We start from the raw sequence: 19,000 nt of genomic DNA on the forward strand, positions 1-19,000 counted from the left end.
CGCGCGCGGCTCAGGCGGCGGGCGCGGCGGTGCGGATCCTGTCCGCCAGGAAGGCGAGGTCGTCGTCCTCGAGTGCGGTCACCGCGTACGAGACCGGCCAGACGCGCCCATCGTCGAGCCGTGCCGGCCCTTCGAACTCGAACGTGGCGTAGCGGACCTTGAACTTGGCCTTCGGCTTGAAGAAGCAGACGACCTTGCCCGCCGCGTTCGCCCACGCCGGCATGCCGTAGTAGGTGCGCGGGACGAGCTGGGGCGCGTTCTCGGCGACGAGGCGCATCAGCGCCTCCGCCAGCGGGCCGTCCTCCGCGTCCATCTCCGCGATCTTCGCCCGCACGTCCGCCTCCCCGGCCGCTCGCGCCTCCTCCGGGGAGATCTTCTTCCGGGCCGCACGGGTCCGGCTCTCGGTCGCAGCCTCCTTGACGGCGGCGCGTTCGGCCGCGGTCAGCACGGGTGCGGTGCTCTCGGACATCGTTTCCTCCTGTCGTCGTCCGGTGATCCCGGTTCGGATCCAGCGTAGGAACGACGCCGCAGGAGCGCTTCTTCAGAACTGATCGATCGCGGGCGGGCCCGTGCCGCCTGCGCGGGAGGGGGGTGCGACATCGCCGCCGGCGCTGATTAGTGTGGTGCGCATGGATCTGCGTGTCGCCGCCTACGCCGTCATCCACGATGACGAGGGGCGCATCCTCCTCGCGCGATGGACCGAGGGCCGACGCGTCTCCTGGACCCTCCCCGGCGGCGGCCTCGAAGACGGAGAGGATCCCGAGGCCGCAGCGCGCCGGGAAGTGCACGAGGAGACCGGCTACAAGGTCGCGGTCGGGCAGCTGCTCGGGATCCACTCCCGCGTCATCCCCGCCCGCCGCCGCGTGACGCCGGACGCCGCGGAGCCTCTGCACACCCTCCGCATCGTCTACCGCGCAAGGGTGACGGGTGGGCGGCTCCGGTTCGAGAAGCACGGATCGACCGACATGGCGGGCTGGTTCCGCCTGGACGAGATCGGGGCCCTGCAACGGGTCCGACTCGTGGACATCGCGCTCGAGATGGCCGGGATCGCCGGCTGAGACGGCGCGACGGGATCCGCCTCGGCTCCCCCGGTCCGGCTACTCGGGTTCGGAGATGTCGGCGACGGTCGCGTCGTAGGCGTCGATGAGCGCATCGGCGTCCACGAACAGGCTGTAACCGTGGGCGCCGGCACCCATCGCGATGCGCTCGCCGCGGATCGTCTCGTCGGCGAAGACGGGCCAGGCCGTCGTGCTGCCCACCGGGACGATCGTGCCGCGCTCGTAGCCGGTGGCCTCGAGGGCGACGGCGGGATCGGGAAGCTTCAACCGGTTCACGCCGACGACCGCGCGCAGCTTCGGCCAGGAGATCTTTCGCCCGCCCGGCACGAGGGCGAAGAGGAAGGTGTCATCGGAGCGCTTGACGACGAGCGTCTTGACGATCCCGCTCGGTGGCAGGCCGAGGAGTTCCGCGGCCTCGTGCAGGCTCCCCGCCGCGGGTCGTCGCACGATCTCGATGTCGAGACCGCGCTCCTGCGCCGCCGAACGGACGCGCGCATGAGGATCCGCTGCCGCCTCGTCTGCGGAGGCCGGCAGCGGATCCGAGGACGCGCGGTGGTCGTTCACGCCTCGGGGGCGCTGAGCGGGTCGTCCGCGACCCAGAGCTCGTCGTCGGCGCGCAGCGTCTGCCACGCGGCGACGAGGACGCCGATCGCGGCGCCGACGCCGAGGATCACGGCGATGACGGTCCCGATTCCGGGGCCCTTCTTCTTCTCCGGCACGAGGGACGCGACCGCGCGGGGCACGCCTCCGCGCTTGGCGTTCGCGATGTCCCACGCGCTGAGGGCGGAACCGATCACGCCCCCGACAGCCGGCACGACCCGGTGGTCGACGACGTCGCGGGAGATCTTCACGCCGCGATCCACGGCGGGGCGCACCCGATGCTCGTAGACGTCCTGCACCGCGGGGAGGACCTGCTCCCGGCGGAAGTTGTCGAGCTGACGACCGGCCTCGCGGGCGACATGGGCGGCATCGCCGACCAGGACCTGCTGGGCGCTCCACAGCTTGTTGGCTTCGTCCTGCAGACGACGGAGTTCCTTCTTGCGCTTACGGCTCAGGCCCACAATGCCCTCCCAATCGAAACGGGGTTCGGATCCCCCATCTTGCCAGAGACCCGCCTGAATGGCCTGTGTACAGGGAGGATCTTGCGCAACCTCTGCGACAATGGGTATATGCCTCACGCCACTCACGTCGCCACGCTGCACACCAACCACGGAGACATCGTCGTCAACCTGTTCGGCGACCACGCCCCGCGGACCGTGAAGAACTTCGTCGGACTCTCCGACGGCACCGGCTCTTGGACCGACCCTGCCACCGGCCAGCCGGGCGAGGGTCCGCTCTACAAGGACGTCATCTTCCACCGGATCATCCCCAACTTCATGATCCAGGGCGGCGACCCGCTCGGTCAGGGCGTCGGCGGCCCCGGCTACACGTTCAACGACGAGATCCACGGCGAGCTGAACTTCAACGAGCCCTACGTGCTCGCGATGGCCAACGCCGGTCTGCGTCGCAACGCGATCACCGGTCAGGCCGAGGGCACCAACGGCTCGCAGTTCTTCATCACGACCGACCCGACCCCGTGGCTGCAGGGCAAGCACACGATCTTCGGCGTGGTCGCGGACGACGCGTCCAAGGCCGTCGTGGACGAGATCGCCGCCGTGCGCACGGGTGCCGGCGACCGTCCGGTCGACGACGTCGTTCTCCAGTCCGTCGACATCGTCGCGAACTGATCGCGCCTTCCGCGGTGGGCTCCGGAGCGGGACGATGACGACTTCGGAGTTCCACGCGAATCCCGACAACTTCTGCTACCGCCATCCCGGGCGGCAGAGCTTCGTGCTGTGCCAGCGATGCATGCGCACGATCTGTCCCGAGTGCCAGACGCAGGCCCCCGTGGGCGTGATCTGCCCGGAGTGCATGCAGGAGCAGCGTCGCAATCAGACGCCCGCCCAGCGCAGGGCGAACCGTCGGTGGGGAGCACGATCGATGACGGCCGTCGGGGGCCGTCCGATCGTGACCTTCTGGCTCATCGGGATCACCTCGGTCGTGAGCCTGCTGGCCATGCTGCCGGGAATCGGGCCGGTGATCGAGAGCAGTCTGCTGTTCGCCGGCGGATATCTCTACCCTGCTCTCTCCAACGTGCCGTTCGAGCCGTGGCGGATGCTCACCGCGCTGCTCGTGCACGGAGGATTCATCCACCTCGGCCTCAACATGCTCGCGCTGTGGATGGCGGGTCAGAGCCTGGAACCGCTGATCGGGCGCGCGAAGTTCCTCACGCTCTACCTCGTGAGCGGCCTCGGTGGTTCCGTCGCGATGGCTCTCATCGCCCCGGGCTCTTCGACGGTCGGCGCCTCGGGAGCGATCTTCGGACTGTTCGTCGCCCTGCTGGTGATCGGGCGCCATCTCGGCGCGAACATCGTGGGCATCCTCGTCGTGCTGGTGATCAACTTCGTCTACGGGCTCCTCGTGCCGGGAGTCGCCTGGCAGGCCCACCTCGGCGGAGCGGTGGCGGGAGCGCTCGTCTCGCTCGCCTTCGTTACCGCGAGCCGTCGCGCCAACGCCCGCTTCTGGTGGATCGGGCTGGTCGCGGCGATCGTCCTGGTGCTGCTCGTCGTCGTGGCGGTCGTCCCGCCGCTGCTCGTCACCGCCGGCCGGTGACCGGCCGGGGCGCCGCGCGCGTCCCCCGGAATGCGATGAATGACACCCGTGTAATTCTCCCCAGCTGGGGACAGATCTGTGGATAACTCGGCATCCCGGTGTGCATATCCGAGTGTGACTGGGGATAACTGGGGATAACTGCACCGCTTCGTTCCCCTCCCCACAGCGCTGTTCCCTCCCCTGAATCACGCCAATGCGGGGAGGGAAAGACGACACGGGGAGGGAAAGTCGTGACCTCGTCGGGGATCAGCGACCGTCGATCAGGGCGAGCAGGCTCTGGGCTGCGGCGGCGATGGAGGCGTGGTCGTGCTGCGCGGCTCGCTCCTCCACGGCGACGACGCCCGCGCGGTCGACGCGTGCGAAGTCGCCGTAGGGGAACGAGTACGCCCTCTTGGTCCGGGGATCCGCCGCCGGGTCGACCCCGAGATGCCATTCCGCATAGGCCGGCCAGCCGTGCGCCTCGATGAACGCGTTCTCCTGGGCCGTATCCGGCTGCTCGGCCGACCATTCGCCGTGATCGTTGCGGGTGACGTGGCCGTCTCGGATGAGGGCGGTCGCGTGGTCGAGGGCCTTCTGATTGAGTACGGTCGCCATGACGTCACGCTAAGCCCTTCCCGGGCCGGCGGCAACGCCCCGAGAACGAGGATTCGCGCCGGCAGGACGAGGAACGCCCCCGTCGGGAGCGACGAGGGCGTTCGACCCGCGGAGTGCGGGACGTCAGCGCCAGCGAGTGGTCATCAGGAAGCCGATCAGGGCGATGCCCAGTCCGATCAGCAGGTTCCACGACTGCAGACCAGGGATCGGGTACTGCATGCCGGTGATGTAGAACACGAGGATCCAGACGAGGCCCAGCAGCATGAAGCCGATCATGACCGGCTTGAACCAGACGGCGTTCGGGGCGGCGCCGGCGTCGGGCTTCTCGACGACGTCTTCTTCGGGCTTGCGGGATCGTGCCATGCGCATAGTCTACCGATCAGGTTCCTGCGCATCGAGATCGATAAGATCGCGGGATGACCGACGCCGTGGCCGCCCCCGCGCGTCGTCGTGGGCGGCGCCGCGCCCCGCGACGACGGGCGACGTTCGGCAGCGTCCTGGGAGAACTGCTGCTCACCGCCGGCGTCGTCGTGCTGCTGTACGTGGCCTGGCAGATGTGGATCGGCGACGTCATCCTGAGCGCCGCCGCGAACGACCGTGGCCAGGCGATCAGCCGGGAGTGGGCGAAGGAGCCGGCGCCGTCGTTGCCCGCGATCGCGCCGGGAACGGGAACCGCGACGGTGCCCGCGTGGTACGAACCCCCGGTGATGACGCCCCCGCAGAACGGCGTCCCGTGGGGCGCGCAGATGCACGTGCCGCGGTGGGGATCCGACTACAACGTCCAGATCGCCGGAGGCGTGACCCGCCCCGATACGCTCGACCACGGCTGGATCGGCGTGTACCCCAACTCCGGGATGCCCGGCCAGGTGGGCAACTTCACCATGGCCGCGCACCGCACCACCTGGGGCAAGCCGTTCAACCAGCTCGACAAGCTCCACGTCGGCGACGCGATCGTGATCGAGACGCCGCAAGGGTGGTACACCTATCGCTTCCGCACCCTGGAGTACGTCACCCCGCAGAGCGTGGACGTGCTCTTCTCGGTGCCGCAGGAGCCCGGCGTCGCCGACGGCGGGCGGTACATCACGCTCACGGCCTGCTCGCCGCTGTACTCCCTCGCCGAGCGCATCGTCGCGTACGGGGTGTTCGACTCGTTCCAGCCGCGCGCGCTCGGCGCCCCGGCTTCGTTGAAGGCGGTGGGCTGATGTACGCGGCGCTATGGCGGATCCTTCCCGGCCCGTGGTGGGTGCGGCTGCTCATCGTGCTCGTCGTGATCTCGGCGATCCTGTACGGGCTGTTCTTCTACGTGTTCCCGTGGGTGAGCCCGCTCATCTCGCCCGGCGACGTGAGCATCGAGCCCTCGCCGACCGCGAGCTGATCCCGGTCGCGCCGCTCTACTTGCCCGTGCAGTAGATGAGGTCGACGGTGGACTGCACCGGGACGTCACCGGGTGCGACGGACATCGCCGCCACGGTCTTGGGGTCCGTCGCCTTGCAGTCGGGCTTCGCCACGGGGTTGGCGGTCAGGCCGAGCTGCTGCAACGCCTGGGTCGCCGAATCCAGCGTCCACCCCGTGAGGTCGTTCACTGTCACGACACCGCTCGCGACGACCAGGTCGACGCTGGTGCCGGACTGCACCTCGGTTCCGGCGGCGATGCTCGTCGACAGGACCACGTCGTGCGCGGTCTGCGGATCGTTCGTCTGGCTCACCGATCCCAGTTGCAGGCCGGCCTTGCTGAGCGCGTCCTTCGCCGCCGCCTGACTGAGCCCGACGAGCGTCGGCACGGTGCTCTTCGCCGCACCGGACGAGACGTAGACCGTCACGGACTGGCCCTTGTCGAGCTGCGATCCCGCGCTCGGATCCGTGCTGATCACGGTCCCTGCGGCGATCTTCGCGTCGGACTGGTCGATGCGGATCGGTCTCAGATCCAGTCCGTTCAGCTTGGCGGCCGCGGCGTCGTAGGTCTCCCCGGTCAGGTGCGGGATCGTGCGCCCGGCGCTCGGCAGGTCGCTGGGGCGCATCGCGAGGACCCAGATGAGCACGGATGCGATCAGCACGGCGAGCAGGGCCACGCCCGCCCAGATCCACGCGACAGGGGGTCCCGACTGCGTGCGGGTCATCGTCGTGTCGCTGGAGAGCTGTCGCAGCGTGCGCGCGGTCTCCTGCGCGTGACGCGGATTGGGTCCGTAGAGCTCGCTCGTGATCGCGCCCAGCTGCTTCTTCGTGGGCACGTCGCCGGTGACCGCGTCGTCCAGATCGGTGCGGAACGAGAGCGCGTCCGGGTAGCGCTGGTAGGGATCTTTCGCCATCGCCCGCAGGACGACGGGGTCGAGGGCGCGGATCCGGCCGAGCTCCTTGGGATCGTGCTCCTCGTCGACCTCGCTCGGCGCCAACGGCGTCTCGCTGACGTGCTGGTAGGCGACCGCGACCGGCGAATCGCCGCGGAACGGCTGACGGCCGGTCAGCATCTCGTACAGCACGACGCCGGTCGAGTACACGTCGGTCCGCGCGTCGACCTGCTCCCCCTTCGCCTGCTCGGGCGAGAAGTAGGCGGCCGTGCCCAGGATCTGCGTGGTCTCGGCCACCGTGGACGAGGAGTCGGAGACCGCGCGGGCGATCCCGAAGTCCATGACCTTGACCGCGCCGGTCGGGGTGATCATGACGTTGCCCGGCTTGATGTCCCGGTGGACGACGCCCGCGCGGTGCGAGTACTCGAGCGCTTCGAGGATGCCGTCCGCGTAGCGCACCGCATCGATGGTGGGCACCGGGCCGCGGGCGATGACGTCCTTCAGCAGCTCGCCGTGGACGAGCTCCATCACGATGAACGGCACCGGCTCCGTCGCGGTGCCTCCGGCCTCGGCGGAGGAGTCCTCACCCGCGTCGAAAACCCGCACGATCGACGGGTGCGACATCCGGGAGGCGGCCTGCGCCTCCATCCGGAAGCGCGTACGGAACCCGGTGTCGCGCGCGAGCTCCCGGTCGAGGATCTTGATCGCGACCTCGCGCCCCAGCGTCAGGTCGTATCCGCGATGCACGTGGGCCATCCCGCCGCGACCGATGAGGTCGTCGACGCGATAGCGTCCGGCCATGATGCGTGTGGTCGTCGTCACGGAAGGCCCCCCTTCTGTCTCGGCGCGGTTGTCGCGGTGTCTCTCGGGCGGTCGGTCAGGGTGTCGGTGTCGGCGTGGGGATGACGCTCCCCTGCTGGATCGTCTGCGACATCTGCGGCGAGGCACCGGTCTGCCGCTTGCTGTCGCCGCAGAGGGCGGTGTAGACCGCGGTGACCTGGGATCCGGGCTGGTTCGCGATCGAGATCTCGGAGCTGAGCGTTCCGGCGTCGAAGGTCTTCGAGGACCCGGCGCCGACGAACGTGGCGTTCGTCAGGGTCACGGTGTATCCCGCGACGTTGCCGGTGCCGCTCGGGCACACGTATCCGGCCCAGCTCAGCTGTGCGTTCTTGCCGGCCACGGCGTTGCCCTGGAGGGTCGGCGGGGAGTCGGGGGCGCCGACGGGGACGAGGTCGCCGTACGTGGTGAGGCTCACCGAGGCGCCCTTCTGCACGTTGCCGCCGCTCGGGTTCGTGCTGTAGACGAGCCCGACCTGGTTCTCATCGGGCGCATGATCGCCCGTCGAGCAGGAGCCGTCGAGCCCGTTCTGCCGGAGGATCGCCACCGCGTCGTCGCAGTTCTTCCCGATGAGCCCGAGCGTCCCGATGGCGACGCCCGACTGCGTCGGGGTGGGCGTCGGCTTCGGCGTGTTCGACGGCGTGGCGCTGGGGCTCGACGTGGTCGGAGCCGGAGCGGGCTTCTGGTTCGACAGCAGCCCCCACACGGTGGCGCCGAGCACGAGCGCGAGCAGCGCGATGAGGGCGATGAGCGGCCAGGTCCAGGCGCTGCGCTTCTTCTTCGTCGCCGGCGTCGGCTCGTCCTCGGTGGGGATCTGCGCGGTCGTCGGCATGATCGTCGTCGCGCCCTGGGTCGCACCGAGCAGCTGGGTGGCGGCGTCGTCGGCGGCCGCGGCTCCCGCGACCCCCGACACGATCGCGGGCACGGCGATCGCAGCCGAGTTGAGGTCCCCGCGACGCAGCGCCTGCGCGGCACGAGCCACCGTGGCGGCCGAGGACGGCCGGTCGGCGGGCTTCTTGGCGATCATCGCCATGACGAGGTTCTGCACCGGGATCGGGACGGTCGCGGGCAGCGGGGGCGGAGTGTCGTTGATCTGCGCCATCGCGATCGCGACCTGCGACTCGCCCGTGAACGGACGGCGGCCGGCCAGGCACTCGTAGGCGACGATGCCGAGCGAGTAGATGTCGGTGGCCGGCGAGGCGGCGTGACCCGAGGCCTGCTCCGGCGACAGGTACTGCACGGTGCCCATGACCTGACCGGTCGCGGTGAGCGGCACCTGGTCGGCGATGCGGGCGATGCCGAAGTCGGTGATCTTGACCCTGCCGTCGGGCGTGATCAGGAGGTTCCCCGGCTTGATGTCACGGTGCACGAGACCCGCCGCATGGGCGGCCTGCAGCGCGGACGCGGTCTGCGCCACGATGTCGAGGGTCTTGTCCGCGCTCAGCGAGCCTTCGCGTTCCAGGATCGTGGACAGCGCCTCGCCGGGGACGAGTTCCATGACGAGGTAGGCGGATCCGTTCTCCTCGCCGTAGTCGAAGACGCTCGCGATGCCCTCGTGGTTGACGAGGGCGGCGTGCCGGGCCTCGGCGCGGAAGCGCTCGAGGAAGCCCGGATCCCCCATGTACTCGTCCTTGAGGATCTTGATCGCGACGGTCCGTCCGATGACGTGGTCCGTCGCCTCCCACACCTCGCCCATGCCACCGATCGCGATCCGAGACTGCAGCTCGTAGCGACCGCCGAAATGCACACCTTGCGTCGGCCTCATCTGTTCAGCACCGCCTCCATGACCTTCTTGGCAATCGGCGACGCGATCGCGTCGCCCGAACCTGATTGACCCTGTCCCCCGCCGTTCTCGACGACCACCGCCACGGCGATCTCCGGGTTGCTGGCAGGGGCGAAACCGGTGAACCAGAGCGTGTACGGGTTGGTGTCCCCGTTCTCCGCTGTGCCCGTCTTACCGGCCACGTCGACACCGTCTATTCTTGCACCCTGCGCAGCGCCGCTCGAGACGGACGCCTGCATGGCGGCGGTCAGAGCCTTGGCCTGATCCTGGGTCATCGCCTGCCCGAACGAGGTGTCGTCGAACTTCTTCTGCACCGACAGGTCGTCGCCGAGGATCTGGTCCACCATGCGCGGGTTCATCACGTCCCCGCCGTTCGCGATGCCGGCCGAGACCATCGCCATCTGCAGGGGCGTCGCGATGACCTGGCCCTGTCCGAAGCCGGTGAGCGCGGTCTGCGCGGCGTCGAGCCCGGTCGGGTACCGGGACGCGGTGGAGTCCAGCGGTGTCGAGAAGCTCTTGTTGAAGCCGAACTTCTCCGCCGCGGCATGGATCGCGTCGTCGCCGAGCTGCGCGGCGAGCTCGGCCATCGGGATGTTGCAGCTGAGTCGGATCGCGTCGGCGAGGGTCACGGTGGGGCCGTCCCCGCAGGTGCCGCCCCAGGCGTTGTGCACCGCGGTCGAGGTGCCGGGCAGCGTGTAGGCGGCGGGGTTGGGGAACGTCGATTGCATGGTGAACGTGCCGGAGTCGAGGGCCGCGGCCGCGACCACGAGCTTGAACGTCGATCCGGGCGGGTTCAGGTTGCCGCCGATGCCGCGGTTGTAGAGCGGGTTGGACGCATCGCTCCGCAGGGCGTCGTACGCGGCGTTGGCCTTGTCGGCGTCGTGCACCGCGAGACTGTTCGTGTCGTACCCGGGTGTCGAGACGAGCGCGAGGATGCGTCCCGTCTTCGGCTCGATGGCCACGACGGCGCCCTGGTACCCCTTCAGGGCGTCGTAGGCGGCCTTCTGCGCGGCGGGGTCGAGGCTCAGCACCACGTTCGCGCCGCGTTGCGGCTGCCCAGAGATGATCCGCTCGATCGAGGAGAGGAACTGGGAGCCGCCCGTGCCGCTGAGCTCGCTGTTCATGGCCTTCTCGATCCCGGTGGCGCTGCCCAGGGCCGGGTTGTAGAAGCCGGTGACCGCGGACCAGAGCTGCGGGTCCGCGTAGGCGCGCTGGAAGGAGTACATGTCCTTCGACGGCACGGAGGAGGCGATCGGCACGCCGCCCGCGATGATCGAGCCGCGCTGGATCTCGTAGCTGTCCAGGCGCGTGCGGGTGTTCGCGTCGTTCTGCGCAAGCGCGTCGGCCTGGACGACCTGGATCCAGCTCACCGAGCCGAACAGGGCGAGGAACATCGCGAGCACGAGGATGCTGATCCGCCGGAGCTCTTTCGTCATCCGATCACCACCCTGGGCTGACGGCGCACGCCGTCCGAGATCCGCAGGAGCAGTCCGACGATGAGCCAGTTGGCGACCAACGAGGAACCTCCGGCCGCGAGGAACGGCGTGGTCAGGCCGGTGAGCGGGATGACCCTGGTCACGCCGCCGACCATGATGAAGACCTGAAGTCCGAGCGTGAACGACACGCCCACCGCGAGCAGCTTGCCGAAGTCGTCCTGCCCGGCGACGCCGATCCGCAGTCCGCGGCTGACGAACACCATGTAGAGGCAGAGGATCGCGAACAGGCCGATGAGGCCGATCTCCTCGCCGAGGCTCGAGATGATGAAGTCGCTCTCGGCGACGGGGGTCACCTGCGGGCGGCCCTGTCCGAGCCCCGTGCCGAGCAGGCCGCCGTGGGCGAGGCCGAAGATGCCCTGCACGAGCTGGTAGCTGCCGCCCTTGGACGCGATCAGATCCGGATCGAAGGCGTTCAGCCACGCGTCGAAGCGTCCCTGCACGTACGTGAGGAACTGCGACACGATCGCGACGCCGGCGGCGACGCCGAGGACGCCGATGAGCACCCAGCTCGTCTTGCCCGTCGCGACGTAGAGCATCACGATGAACATCCCGAAGATGAGCATTCCGGTGCCGAGGTCGTGCTGCGCGACGATGATGCCGAGCGAGATGAGCCAGACGACGATGACCGGTCCGAGCTCGCGCATCCGGGGCCAGGTGATCCCGAGGAACCTCTTGCCTACGGACGACAGGCTCTCCCTCGTGCGCACGAGGTAGCCGGCGAAGAAGATCGCCAGGAAGATCTTCGCGAGCTCGCCCGGCTGGAAGCCCAGTCCGCCGATCGAGATCCACACATCGGCGTTCGCGTCGGCCTTGAGTCCCGGCACGAAGGGCAGCACGAGAAGGATCAGTCCGGTCAGCCCGGACAGGTACGTGTAGCGGTAGAGCACGCGGTAGTTGCGCAGGAAGACGACGAGCGCGATCGCGCCGATGACCGAGATCGCCATCCACATGAGCTGCTTGCTCGAGAAGGCGTCCCAGCCCACGTTGTGCTCGGCGATGTCGATCCGGTAGATCTCGGCGATCCCGACGCCGGTGAGCAGCGTCGCGATCGGCAGGACGAACGGATCCGCATCGCTCGCGACGAAGCGCAGCACGATGTGCAGGGCGAAGACGAGCACGGCCAGGCCGCCCCCGATGAGCAGGATCATCGGGTCGATCGTGCGCAGCGCGCCGAGCTGGACGAGGGTCAGCGCGGCGCCGGAGACGAGCACGGCGAACAGCAGGAGCCAGAACTCGCGGTTGCGCTGCGTCTGCGGGCCGCGGATCTTCCGCAGGGCCCGCAGCACGCTGGTGTCGGCGCTCACGTCGGCGGTGGCGGTCATGGCGTCTTCTCCGTCGGCAGGGAGGCGCGAAGGCGCTCGACGATGCCCTGCGCGTCCTTCAGGGAATCGGCGGTCGTGCGGTTCTGGACGACCGACTGGTAGAAGGCGGGCAGCTCGGTGACGGGGATGTCGGTGTCCTGATAGACGTGCGACATCGAGATCGGACCGACGTCCTGCGGGATGCCCTGGAAGATCGCGACCGTGTCGTTGGCGCGGTCGATGCCCACGAAATATCGGGTCTGCGTCCACGCGTACGCGCCGAACAGGGCGGCGGCCATGAGCGCGATCACGACGATGAAGCCCGTGATCCAGCCGATGCGGCGGCGCACCGCACGGCGGTGGTCTTCCTCGATGAGCTCTTCGAGGTAGTCGGCCGCCGGCTCGAAGTGCGTGGGCTCGTTCGCGGCCTGACGCACCGGGTGCAGCCAGCTGGGTCGCGCGGGGCGGGCGGCGGGGACGACCACGCCCTGCGGGTTGGCGGCGGCGCCGACGATCGTCGCCGTGCCGCTCATCAGCGGGTGCTGTCCCCCGACGTCGACGATGACGATCGTGACGTTGTCGGGGGCGCCGCCGTCGAGGGCGAACTTGAGCAGCCCGTCGGCCGTGCGTCCTGGGGCCATGCCCAGGCGCAGCGCCTTGAGCATGTGCGTCTCGTCGACCACGCCGCTCAGGCCGTCCGAGCAGAGCAGCCAGCGATCGCCCGGCTGGGTGGGCATCACGAACATGTCGAGTTCGGGATCCGCGTCCATGTCGCTGAGCACGCGCATGAGCACCGAGCGACGCGGATGGTACCGGGCCTCCTCGGGGGTGATCCTGCCCGAGTCGACGAGGCGCTGCACGAACGTGTGGTCGTTCGTGATCTGGGTGAGCGTCTCGTCCCGGTAGAGGTAGATCCGCGAATCGCCGATGTGGCCGATCACCGCGTAGTCGTCGACCATGATGATCGCGTCGAGCGTGGTGCCCAGTCCCGCGAGCTCCGGACGGTCCTTGACTGCGCGGATCATGTCGCCCGCCGCCGTGGTCGCCGCCGCCTGCAGGGAGGCCTGCGCGTCCATCGTGGAGGCGTAGCCGTGGTCGAGGTTCTCCAGGCGGTGGACCGCGATGCTGGAGGCGACGTCGCCGCCCGCGTGACCGCCCATGCCGTCCGCGACCACGAACAGGTTCGCCCCGGCGTAGCCGGAGTCCTGGTTGTTGGAGCGGACCTTCCCGGTGTGGGAGATCGCGGCGCTCGAGCCCTCGAAGACCATGTCGCCGGTTACGCCCGCAGCTCGAACGTCGTGGCGCCGACCTTGATCGGCACTCCGATCGAGACCGCGACGGGCGCGCCCACGCGCTCGCCGCCCAGGAACGTGCCGTTCGTCGAGTCGAGGTCCTGGATCATCCACGCATCGCCCCACAGCAGCAGGCGGGCGTGGTGGCTGGACGTGTAGTCGTCGCGGATCACGAGACCGGACTCGCTGGAGCGGCCGATCGACAGCGGCTCGGTTCCCAGCGGCACTTCGAGCCCCGCCTTGGGGCCGGAGGTGATGACGAGCGTGGAGACGGTCGAGGTGGTCGCGGGTCCTCCCGGCTTGGCCTTGGGGGCGGGCTTCGCCTTCGCGGCGGCCGGCGTCGCTGCCGCGGGAGCGGGGACCGCGGCGCCCTGGGCCTCGGGAAGCTTGCGCACCCGCACGCCGAAGAGGTCGGCGCGCAGCGAGTAGACCACGGCGAACACGAAGAACCACATCAGCACGAGGAAGCCGATGCGGAGCAGGAGAAGAGTGAGGGAGCTGGGATCGGTCACGGGGAGACTCCGAACGCCCGCGTGACGTCGTCGCCCCGCCCGCCCGGACGTCCCGGCGCGGAGACCGGGACGATCTGGAAGCTGAGGTCGGTGCGCCCGATCGTGATGACCATGCCGCTGTCGAGCTGCGCCTCGCGGACGCGGGTGCCGTTCAGCTTGGTGCCGTTGGTCGATCCCAGATCCCGCAGCATCGCGTGGTCGCCGTCCCAGAGGATCTCGGCGTGCTTGCGGCTGGATCCGGCGTCGCCGATCGTGATGTCGGCGTCGCTGCCGCGGCCGATCACGGTGCGTGCCTTCGTCAACGGGTGGCGGGTGCCGCCGGTCGTGACGACGGCCTGCCAGGTCATCCGCGATCCGGAGCCGGAGGAGGCGGAGTCGACCCGCAGGGTGCCGGTCGCGAGACGGTCGTCGGCCTCGAGGGCGATGGTGACGGGGCCCGCGAAGCTGTAGCCCTGGGCGCGGGCGTGGTCCTTGACCAGGCCGTGCAGCTCGTCGACGAGCGTGGAGCCGAGGCCGTGCATGGCGGTCGCGTCCTCGCCGCTCAGGTGCACCACGAACGTGCTGGGCACGATGATGCGATCGCGGCTCACCACGGCCGCCTTCGTGTCGATCTCCCGACGCAGGGCGGACGCGATCTCCACGGGCTGGATCCCGCTGCGGAAGGTCTTCGCGAACGCGCTGTTCACAGCGCGCTCGAGACCCTTCTCAAAGCTGTCTAGTAGTCCCACTGGGCTCCCATGGCTCACCGATCGGTAGGCCCATCGTAGCCACCCGCCCTGAATGAACCCCCGGATGACGCGGTATTCCCCGCTGTGACGGGCGGGGACTGGTTCGAACGCCCCGTCGCTCCGTGTTATTCTCGGGAGGTTGGTTCGCGAGAACCGACATGCGCGAGTGGCGGAATAGGTAGACGCGCTGGCTTCAGGTGCCAGTGCCGGCAACGGCGTGGGGGTTCAAGTCCCCCCTCGCGCACCACAGGACGAAGGCCTCCGACTCGGGATGACACATCCCCGGGCGGAGGCCTTCGTCGTCGGGTCGTGCGGTCGTCGGCAGTCATCGGAGTGCGCTGAGCGGTCACGGAGTCCGGAACTGCCGTGCGTAGTCTTCCTTGAGCACGGAGAGGTGCAGCCACGCCTCGGTGCGGGCGACGCCCGGAAGCGCGCGCAATCGCTCCCTGCCCTCGTAGAGCGCGCCCGGAGAGGGTTCGACGAAGGTCATGACGGCGTCGAAGCGCCCCACGGTCCGCGCCGCGAAGTCCACCCCGGGCCAGGTGCGCACGACGGAGAGGACCCGGTCGTCGTCGCCCGTCAGGTTCACGCCCACGCCCATCGACTGGCGGCGCTGCGCCGGCCCCCGCGCCTCGACCGCGCCGATCTGGATGACGTGCGCCTCCCGCAGCCGTTGCACGCGGGTCGCGACGGCGCTCGGCGACAGGCGCACCGTCTCCCCCAGCGCACGGAAGCTGATCCGGCCGTCCTCCTGCAGGTTCTCGATGAGCGCGACGTCGATGGTGTCGAGCGCCACCTCCCCGCGATAGCTCGACACGAACGGGCCCTTGACGACCGAGGTGTAGACGAGGGTGCTCGCGTCGAGCACGCCGGGCAGTCCGCGGATGCGCTCGATGACCGCGTGCAGTTCGTCCATGCTGCCCAGTCGCACCTCTGTCACGAGGTCGAACAGCCCTCCGACCGCCGACAGGAAGACCGTCTCCGGCAGGGCGCGCAGCGCCATCGCCGTCGGGGCCGCGGGGCCCGTCGTGCGGATCGAGACGTGTGCGATGACGTGCTGTCCGAGGAAGAACGGATCCACCGCCCCGATGATCCGGATCGTGCGATCCTCGAGCAGCACGCGGAGCCTGGCCGCCACCGCGGCGCGGGGCTGCGCGAGGCGGGTGGCCAGCGATCGGATGCTCGCCCGGCCGTCCTCGCGGAGAGCGCGGATCAGCTCCGCATCGAAATCCGTCGCCGTCACGGTGATTCCCCACTTTCCGCGTTTGGATTCCGTCGTCAACAAAAAGAGTGTCAGTTTCACCCTAGACCGGTGAAACGTCGCCAATCTGCCGCTGAGCCCGGACAATACTCCAGTTCTGACCGCGATCCCCCGAGCTAACGGCCTTGCGACGGCTCGGACGCCGACCTAGCATCCTTCGCATCCCTGACACCGCAAAGGAGCGGCCATGACCTCCCCGCACAGCAAGGCCCGGCGCGCCGGAATCGCCGCCTTCGTCGGCACGACGATCGAGTGGTACGACTTCTACGTCTACGCGACCGCCGCCGCCCTCGTCTTCGGTCCGCTCTTCTTCCCGAGCAAGGACCCGCTGGCCGAGACCTCGGCGGCGTTCGCGACGTTCGCGGTCGCCTTCCTCGTGCGACCGATCGGAGGCATCCTCTTCGGGCACATCGGCGACAAGCTCGGCCGTCGCGTCTCCCTCGTCATCACGCTGCTGCTCATGGGTGCCTCGACCGTGCTGGTCGGCTGCCTCCCGACCTACGAGAGCGTCGGGATCCTCGCACCGATCCTCCTGATCCTCCTGCGCGCCGTGCAGGGCCTCGCCGTCGGCGGCGAGTGGGGCGGGGCGGTTCTCATGAGCGTCGAGCACGCCCCGGAGAAGTCCAAGACGTTCTACGGCGGGTTCACGCAGTTGGGGAACCCCGCCGGCGCGCTGCTGGCATCCGGGATCTTCGCGATCATGTCGCGCGGAGGCGAGGGCTTCATCCGCGACGGCGGCTGGCGCATCCCGTTCCTGCTCTCGATCGTCCTCATCGCGGTCGGGCTCTGGGTGCGCTACCGGGTCGAGGAGTCCCCGGTGTTCGAGAAGAAGATCGAGGGTCGCACGCAGTCGATGCCGCTCGCCTTCGCCCTGCGCGCCAACTGGCGTCCGATCCTGCTCGGCATCGGAATCCTCCCGGTCTCGACGGGCGGCTACTACCTCGCGACCACGTTCGCCACCGCCTACGCCACCGGCGCGCCCATCTCGATCAGCGAGCAGGTGATCCTCGACGCGATGACGATCGCCTCCTTCGTGGAGTTCGTCGTGACCCTCCCCGTCGCGTGGCTCGGCGACAAGTGGGGCCGGAAGAACGTCATGTACATCGGCCTGATCACGTCGGTGCTCACGTTCGCGCCCTTCCTGCTGATCATGCCGGGCCGCGTCGAGCCGCTCATCTTCCTCCTCGCCTCCCTCGTGCGCATCGCGATGAGCGCGACCTATGCGCCGATCGCCGCGATCCTCGCGCAGATGTTCCGCCCGCAGGCGCGATACACCTCCATCGCGCTCTCCTACGGCGTCGGGGCGGCCGTCTGGGCCGGGTTCTCTCCCTGGTTCGCGACCCAGCTCATCGCCTGGACTGGCAGCGTGTGGTCGGTGATCGCGATGTTCGTCGGGATGGCGGTGCTCGCGGGGATCTGCACCAGGCTCGCGCCGCAGCACTCCGATGAGGCGCCCGTCACCGCCTCCTTCACCGCCCGCACCGACACGACCGCGAACAGGATGCCATGAGAAAGCTCGTCCCCTTCGACCAGTCCCCGCAGAGCGTGCCGCGCCTCGTGACGGCGCAGGCCATCCACCTGATCGATCCCGCCGCGACCACGGCGACCGCGCTGCTCAGCCACCGTGGTCGGATCCTCGCGACGGGGACCCCGGCCGAGTGCGAGGCCGCGGCGGCCGCCGCCGGTCTGGTGCCCGAGCGCGTGGACCTCGGCGACGCGACGATCGTGCCCGGATTCGTCGACGCGCATGCGCATCCGCTCATGTACGGCCAGATGATGACGTGGGTCGACTGCGGCCCGGAGAAGGCGGCGAGCATCCCGGAGATCGTCGCCCTCCTGACCGCGGCGGCGAAGGCCCTTCCGCCCGGACGGCCCGTGCGCGGCTACGGGTACGAGCACCGCAATCTCGCCGAGCGGCGCCACCCGACGCGGTTCGAGCTCGACGAGGTCGCGACCGATCGCGAGGTGTATCTCATGAACGCCTCCGGTCACGGCGGCGTGGTGAACAGCTACACGCTCGCGCGCAGCGGGATCGATCGCGACAGCCCCAACCCGCCCGGCGGGGAGTTCTTCCGCGACGCGGACGGCGAGCTCACCGGCGAGCTGTCGGATGCGGCCTGCAACATCCTCACCGGGATCCACGGGGTGAAGGTCGGCCATCACGGCCCGAACTTCCATCTCGCGGACGAGCCGGAGGAGCACCTGCGCCAGCTCGATGTCGCGACCGGGCGCTTCCTCGCGGGCGGGGTGACCACGATCGGAGACGCGCAGGTCAGCCGACGCGAGTTCGACATGTACCTGCGTCTGGCGGAGGCGGGCGGGCTGTCCCTGCGGGTGTCGATGTACCTGCTGTCGCATCTGCTCGACGAGGCGCTGGAGATGGGGCTGGTCGGCCAGTTCGGCAACGCCCACCTCAGCTTCGCCGGGATCAAGTTCTACGCCGACGGCACGCTCGGCGGGTGGACCGCGTACTTCCCCGACGGGTACGTAGGCGACCCCTGCCGCACCGGGCAGCTCTACCACGAGCCGGCGGAGTACGCCGGGCTGATCCGCCGGGCGCACCTCGCCGGGCTGCAGACCGCGACGCACGCGCAGTCGCCCACGGCGATCGAGATGGTCGTCTCCGCGATCGAGGACGCGCTCGCCGAGGCGCCCGACGCGGACGCGCGGCACCGGATCGAGCACTGCGGACTGCCGACCCCCGAGCAGATCGGACGCATGGCGGCCGCCGGCATCCGGCCGGTGAACCAGCCGCAGCACTACTACAACTGGGGCGAGGGGGTCGAGGAGGCGATCGGCACCCCGGGCGAGCGGTTCAACCCGCTCGGCGAGTTCGAGCGCGCCGGCGTCCCCATCACCATCTCCTCCGACGCGCCCGTCGCAGATCCGATCCCGCTCGAGGCCATCCAGGCGGCGGTGACCAGGGTCACGCGACGCGGGCACCGGCTGGGTCCGGACGACCTGCGGATCTCCGCGCTCGCAGCCCTGCGCGCGCACACCCTCGAGGGCGCGATCTCGCTCGGACGCGAGGACGATCTGGGCAGCCTGGAGGTCGGCAAGTTCGCGGACTTCGTCGTGCTCGACGAGGATCCCCTCGTGGCGGATCCCGAACGGATCGGCTCGATCCGCGTCCGGGAGACCTGGATCGACGGCGAACCGCGCCACCGCGCGGCCTGAGAGGAGCGAGGGATGAGGAGCCAC

The 19,000-nt window shown here is 69.6% G+C and carries 20 protein-coding genes and 1 tRNA gene; 8 read left to right on the plus strand and 13 right to left on the minus strand.

Annotation, left to right across the window (positions count from 1 at the left end; translation table 11 throughout):
* Window positions 1-10: 10 nt before the first annotated feature.
* A complete protein-coding gene (locus Q0P88_RS09735; protein ID WP_295013572.1) occupies window positions 11-469 on the minus strand; it encodes a hypothetical protein in 459 nt (152 codons plus the stop codon).
* 160 nt (window positions 470-629) lie between these two features.
* Here Q0P88_RS09735 and Q0P88_RS09740 point away from each other — a divergent pair, with 160 nt between their 5' ends.
* Window positions 630-1,058 (plus strand): NUDIX hydrolase, encoded by a 429-nt coding sequence (locus tag Q0P88_RS09740; protein ID WP_295013574.1) that lies wholly within the window; start codon window positions 630-632, stop codon window positions 1,056-1,058.
* A 39-nt stretch (window positions 1,059-1,097) separates the two neighbouring features.
* On the opposite strand, the gene Q0P88_RS09745 is transcribed toward Q0P88_RS09740, so the two are convergent.
* Complete coding sequence (locus Q0P88_RS09745) at window positions 1,098-1,514, minus strand: aminoacyl-tRNA deacylase (RefSeq protein WP_295013700.1); 417 nt, start codon at window positions 1,512-1,514, stop codon at window positions 1,098-1,100.
* A 104-nt stretch (window positions 1,515-1,618) separates the two neighbouring features.
* Entirely contained in the window at window positions 1,619-2,119 is a 501-nt protein-coding gene (locus tag Q0P88_RS09750; protein ID WP_295013576.1) for a DNA helicase, read from the minus strand.
* Window positions 2,120-2,227: 108 nt separating this feature from the next.
* Here Q0P88_RS09750 and Q0P88_RS09755 point away from each other — a divergent pair, with 108 nt between their 5' ends.
* Together Q0P88_RS09755 and Q0P88_RS09760 are read left to right on the plus strand one after the other, a co-directional pair.
* A complete protein-coding gene (locus tag Q0P88_RS09755) occupies window positions 2,228-2,785 on the plus strand; it encodes a peptidylprolyl isomerase (RefSeq protein WP_295013578.1) in 558 nt (185 codons plus the stop codon).
* Between the two features lie 34 nt (window positions 2,786-2,819).
* A complete protein-coding gene (locus Q0P88_RS09760; RefSeq protein ID WP_295013580.1) occupies window positions 2,820-3,710 on the plus strand; it encodes a rhomboid family intramembrane serine protease in 891 nt (296 codons plus the stop codon).
* A gap of 246 nt (window positions 3,711-3,956) precedes the next feature.
* Here Q0P88_RS09760 and Q0P88_RS09765 read toward each other — a convergent pair whose 3' ends face one another.
* Together Q0P88_RS09765 and Q0P88_RS09770 are read right to left on the minus strand one after the other, a co-directional pair.
* Window positions 3,957-4,304, minus strand: coding sequence for a hypothetical protein (locus Q0P88_RS09765; RefSeq protein ID WP_295013582.1), 348 nt, complete (start codon window positions 4,302-4,304; stop codon window positions 3,957-3,959).
* A 123-nt stretch (window positions 4,305-4,427) separates the two neighbouring features.
* Entirely contained in the window at window positions 4,428-4,667 is a 240-nt protein-coding gene (locus Q0P88_RS09770; RefSeq protein WP_295013584.1) for a cell division protein CrgA, read from the minus strand.
* A 53-nt stretch (window positions 4,668-4,720) separates the two neighbouring features.
* Between Q0P88_RS09770 and Q0P88_RS09775 the strand changes: the two genes are divergently transcribed.
* Entirely contained in the window at window positions 4,721-5,506 is a 786-nt protein-coding gene (locus Q0P88_RS09775) for a class E sortase (protein WP_295013586.1), read from the plus strand.
* Window positions 5,506-5,679: a hypothetical protein gene (locus Q0P88_RS09780; RefSeq protein ID WP_295013588.1), complete on the plus strand. Its 174-nt coding sequence runs from the start codon at window positions 5,506-5,508 to the stop codon at window positions 5,677-5,679. Before Q0P88_RS09775 ends, Q0P88_RS09780 begins: the two co-directional genes overlap by 1 nt.
* 16 nt (window positions 5,680-5,695) lie before the next feature.
* Here Q0P88_RS09780 and pknB read toward each other — a convergent pair whose 3' ends face one another.
* From pknB to Q0P88_RS09815, 7 genes are all read right to left on the minus strand, one after another.
* A complete protein-coding gene (gene pknB, locus Q0P88_RS09785) occupies window positions 5,696-7,390 on the minus strand; it encodes a Stk1 family PASTA domain-containing Ser/Thr kinase (RefSeq protein ID WP_295013702.1) in 1,695 nt (564 codons plus the stop codon).
* A 76-nt stretch (window positions 7,391-7,466) separates the two neighbouring features.
* Window positions 7,467-9,191: a serine/threonine protein kinase gene (locus Q0P88_RS09790; RefSeq protein WP_295013590.1), complete on the minus strand. Its 1,725-nt coding sequence runs from the start codon at window positions 9,189-9,191 to the stop codon at window positions 7,467-7,469.
* Complete coding sequence (locus Q0P88_RS09795) at window positions 9,188-10,645, minus strand: penicillin-binding protein 2 (protein ID WP_295013592.1); 1,458 nt, start codon at window positions 10,643-10,645, stop codon at window positions 9,188-9,190. The genes Q0P88_RS09790 and Q0P88_RS09795 overlap by 4 nt, the downstream gene beginning before the upstream one ends.
* Window positions 10,642-12,027 carry an FtsW/RodA/SpoVE family cell cycle protein gene (locus tag Q0P88_RS09800; protein ID WP_295013594.1) on the minus strand — a complete coding sequence of 462 codons (1,386 nt, stop codon included), beginning with the start codon at window positions 12,025-12,027 and terminating at the stop codon, window positions 10,642-10,644. Before Q0P88_RS09800 ends, Q0P88_RS09795 begins: the two co-directional genes overlap by 4 nt.
* Window positions 12,024-13,274, minus strand: a complete 1,251-nt coding sequence (locus Q0P88_RS09805; protein ID WP_295013596.1) for a PP2C family serine/threonine-protein phosphatase — start codon at window positions 13,272-13,274, stop codon at window positions 12,024-12,026. The genes Q0P88_RS09800 and Q0P88_RS09805 overlap by 4 nt, the downstream gene beginning before the upstream one ends.
* An 8-nt stretch (window positions 13,275-13,282) precedes the next feature.
* Window positions 13,283-13,753 carry an FHA domain-containing protein gene (locus Q0P88_RS09810; protein WP_295013704.1) on the minus strand — a complete coding sequence of 157 codons (471 nt, stop codon included), beginning with the start codon at window positions 13,751-13,753 and terminating at the stop codon, window positions 13,283-13,285.
* Window positions 13,754-13,806: 53 nt separating this feature from the next.
* Window positions 13,807-14,538 carry a DUF3662 and FHA domain-containing protein gene (locus Q0P88_RS09815; RefSeq protein ID WP_295013598.1) on the minus strand — a complete coding sequence of 244 codons (732 nt, stop codon included), beginning with the start codon at window positions 14,536-14,538 and terminating at the stop codon, window positions 13,807-13,809.
* A 160-nt stretch (window positions 14,539-14,698) separates the two neighbouring features.
* On the opposite strand from Q0P88_RS09815, the gene Q0P88_RS09820 reads away from it, so the two are divergent.
* Window positions 14,699-14,785 (plus strand) — tRNA-Leu (locus Q0P88_RS09820).
* A 99-nt stretch (window positions 14,786-14,884) separates the two neighbouring features.
* Here Q0P88_RS09820 and Q0P88_RS09825 read toward each other — a convergent pair.
* Window positions 14,885-15,781, minus strand: a complete 897-nt coding sequence (locus tag Q0P88_RS09825; RefSeq protein ID WP_295013600.1) for an Lrp/AsnC family transcriptional regulator — start codon at window positions 15,779-15,781, stop codon at window positions 14,885-14,887.
* Between the two features lie 205 nt (window positions 15,782-15,986).
* Between Q0P88_RS09825 and Q0P88_RS09830 the strand changes: the two genes are divergently transcribed.
* Window positions 15,987-17,309: an MFS transporter gene (locus tag Q0P88_RS09830; RefSeq protein WP_295013602.1), complete on the plus strand. Its 1,323-nt coding sequence runs from the start codon at window positions 15,987-15,989 to the stop codon at window positions 17,307-17,309.
* Window positions 17,306-18,976, plus strand: coding sequence for an amidohydrolase (locus Q0P88_RS09835; protein WP_295013604.1), 1,671 nt, complete (start codon window positions 17,306-17,308; stop codon window positions 18,974-18,976). The genes Q0P88_RS09830 and Q0P88_RS09835 overlap by 4 nt, the downstream gene beginning before the upstream one ends.
* Window positions 18,977-19,000 lie beyond the last annotated feature (24 nt).

It is taken from the genome of uncultured Microbacterium sp. (genome assembly GCF_945952435.1).
Classification (GTDB): domain Bacteria; phylum Actinomycetota; class Actinomycetes; order Actinomycetales; family Microbacteriaceae; genus Microbacterium.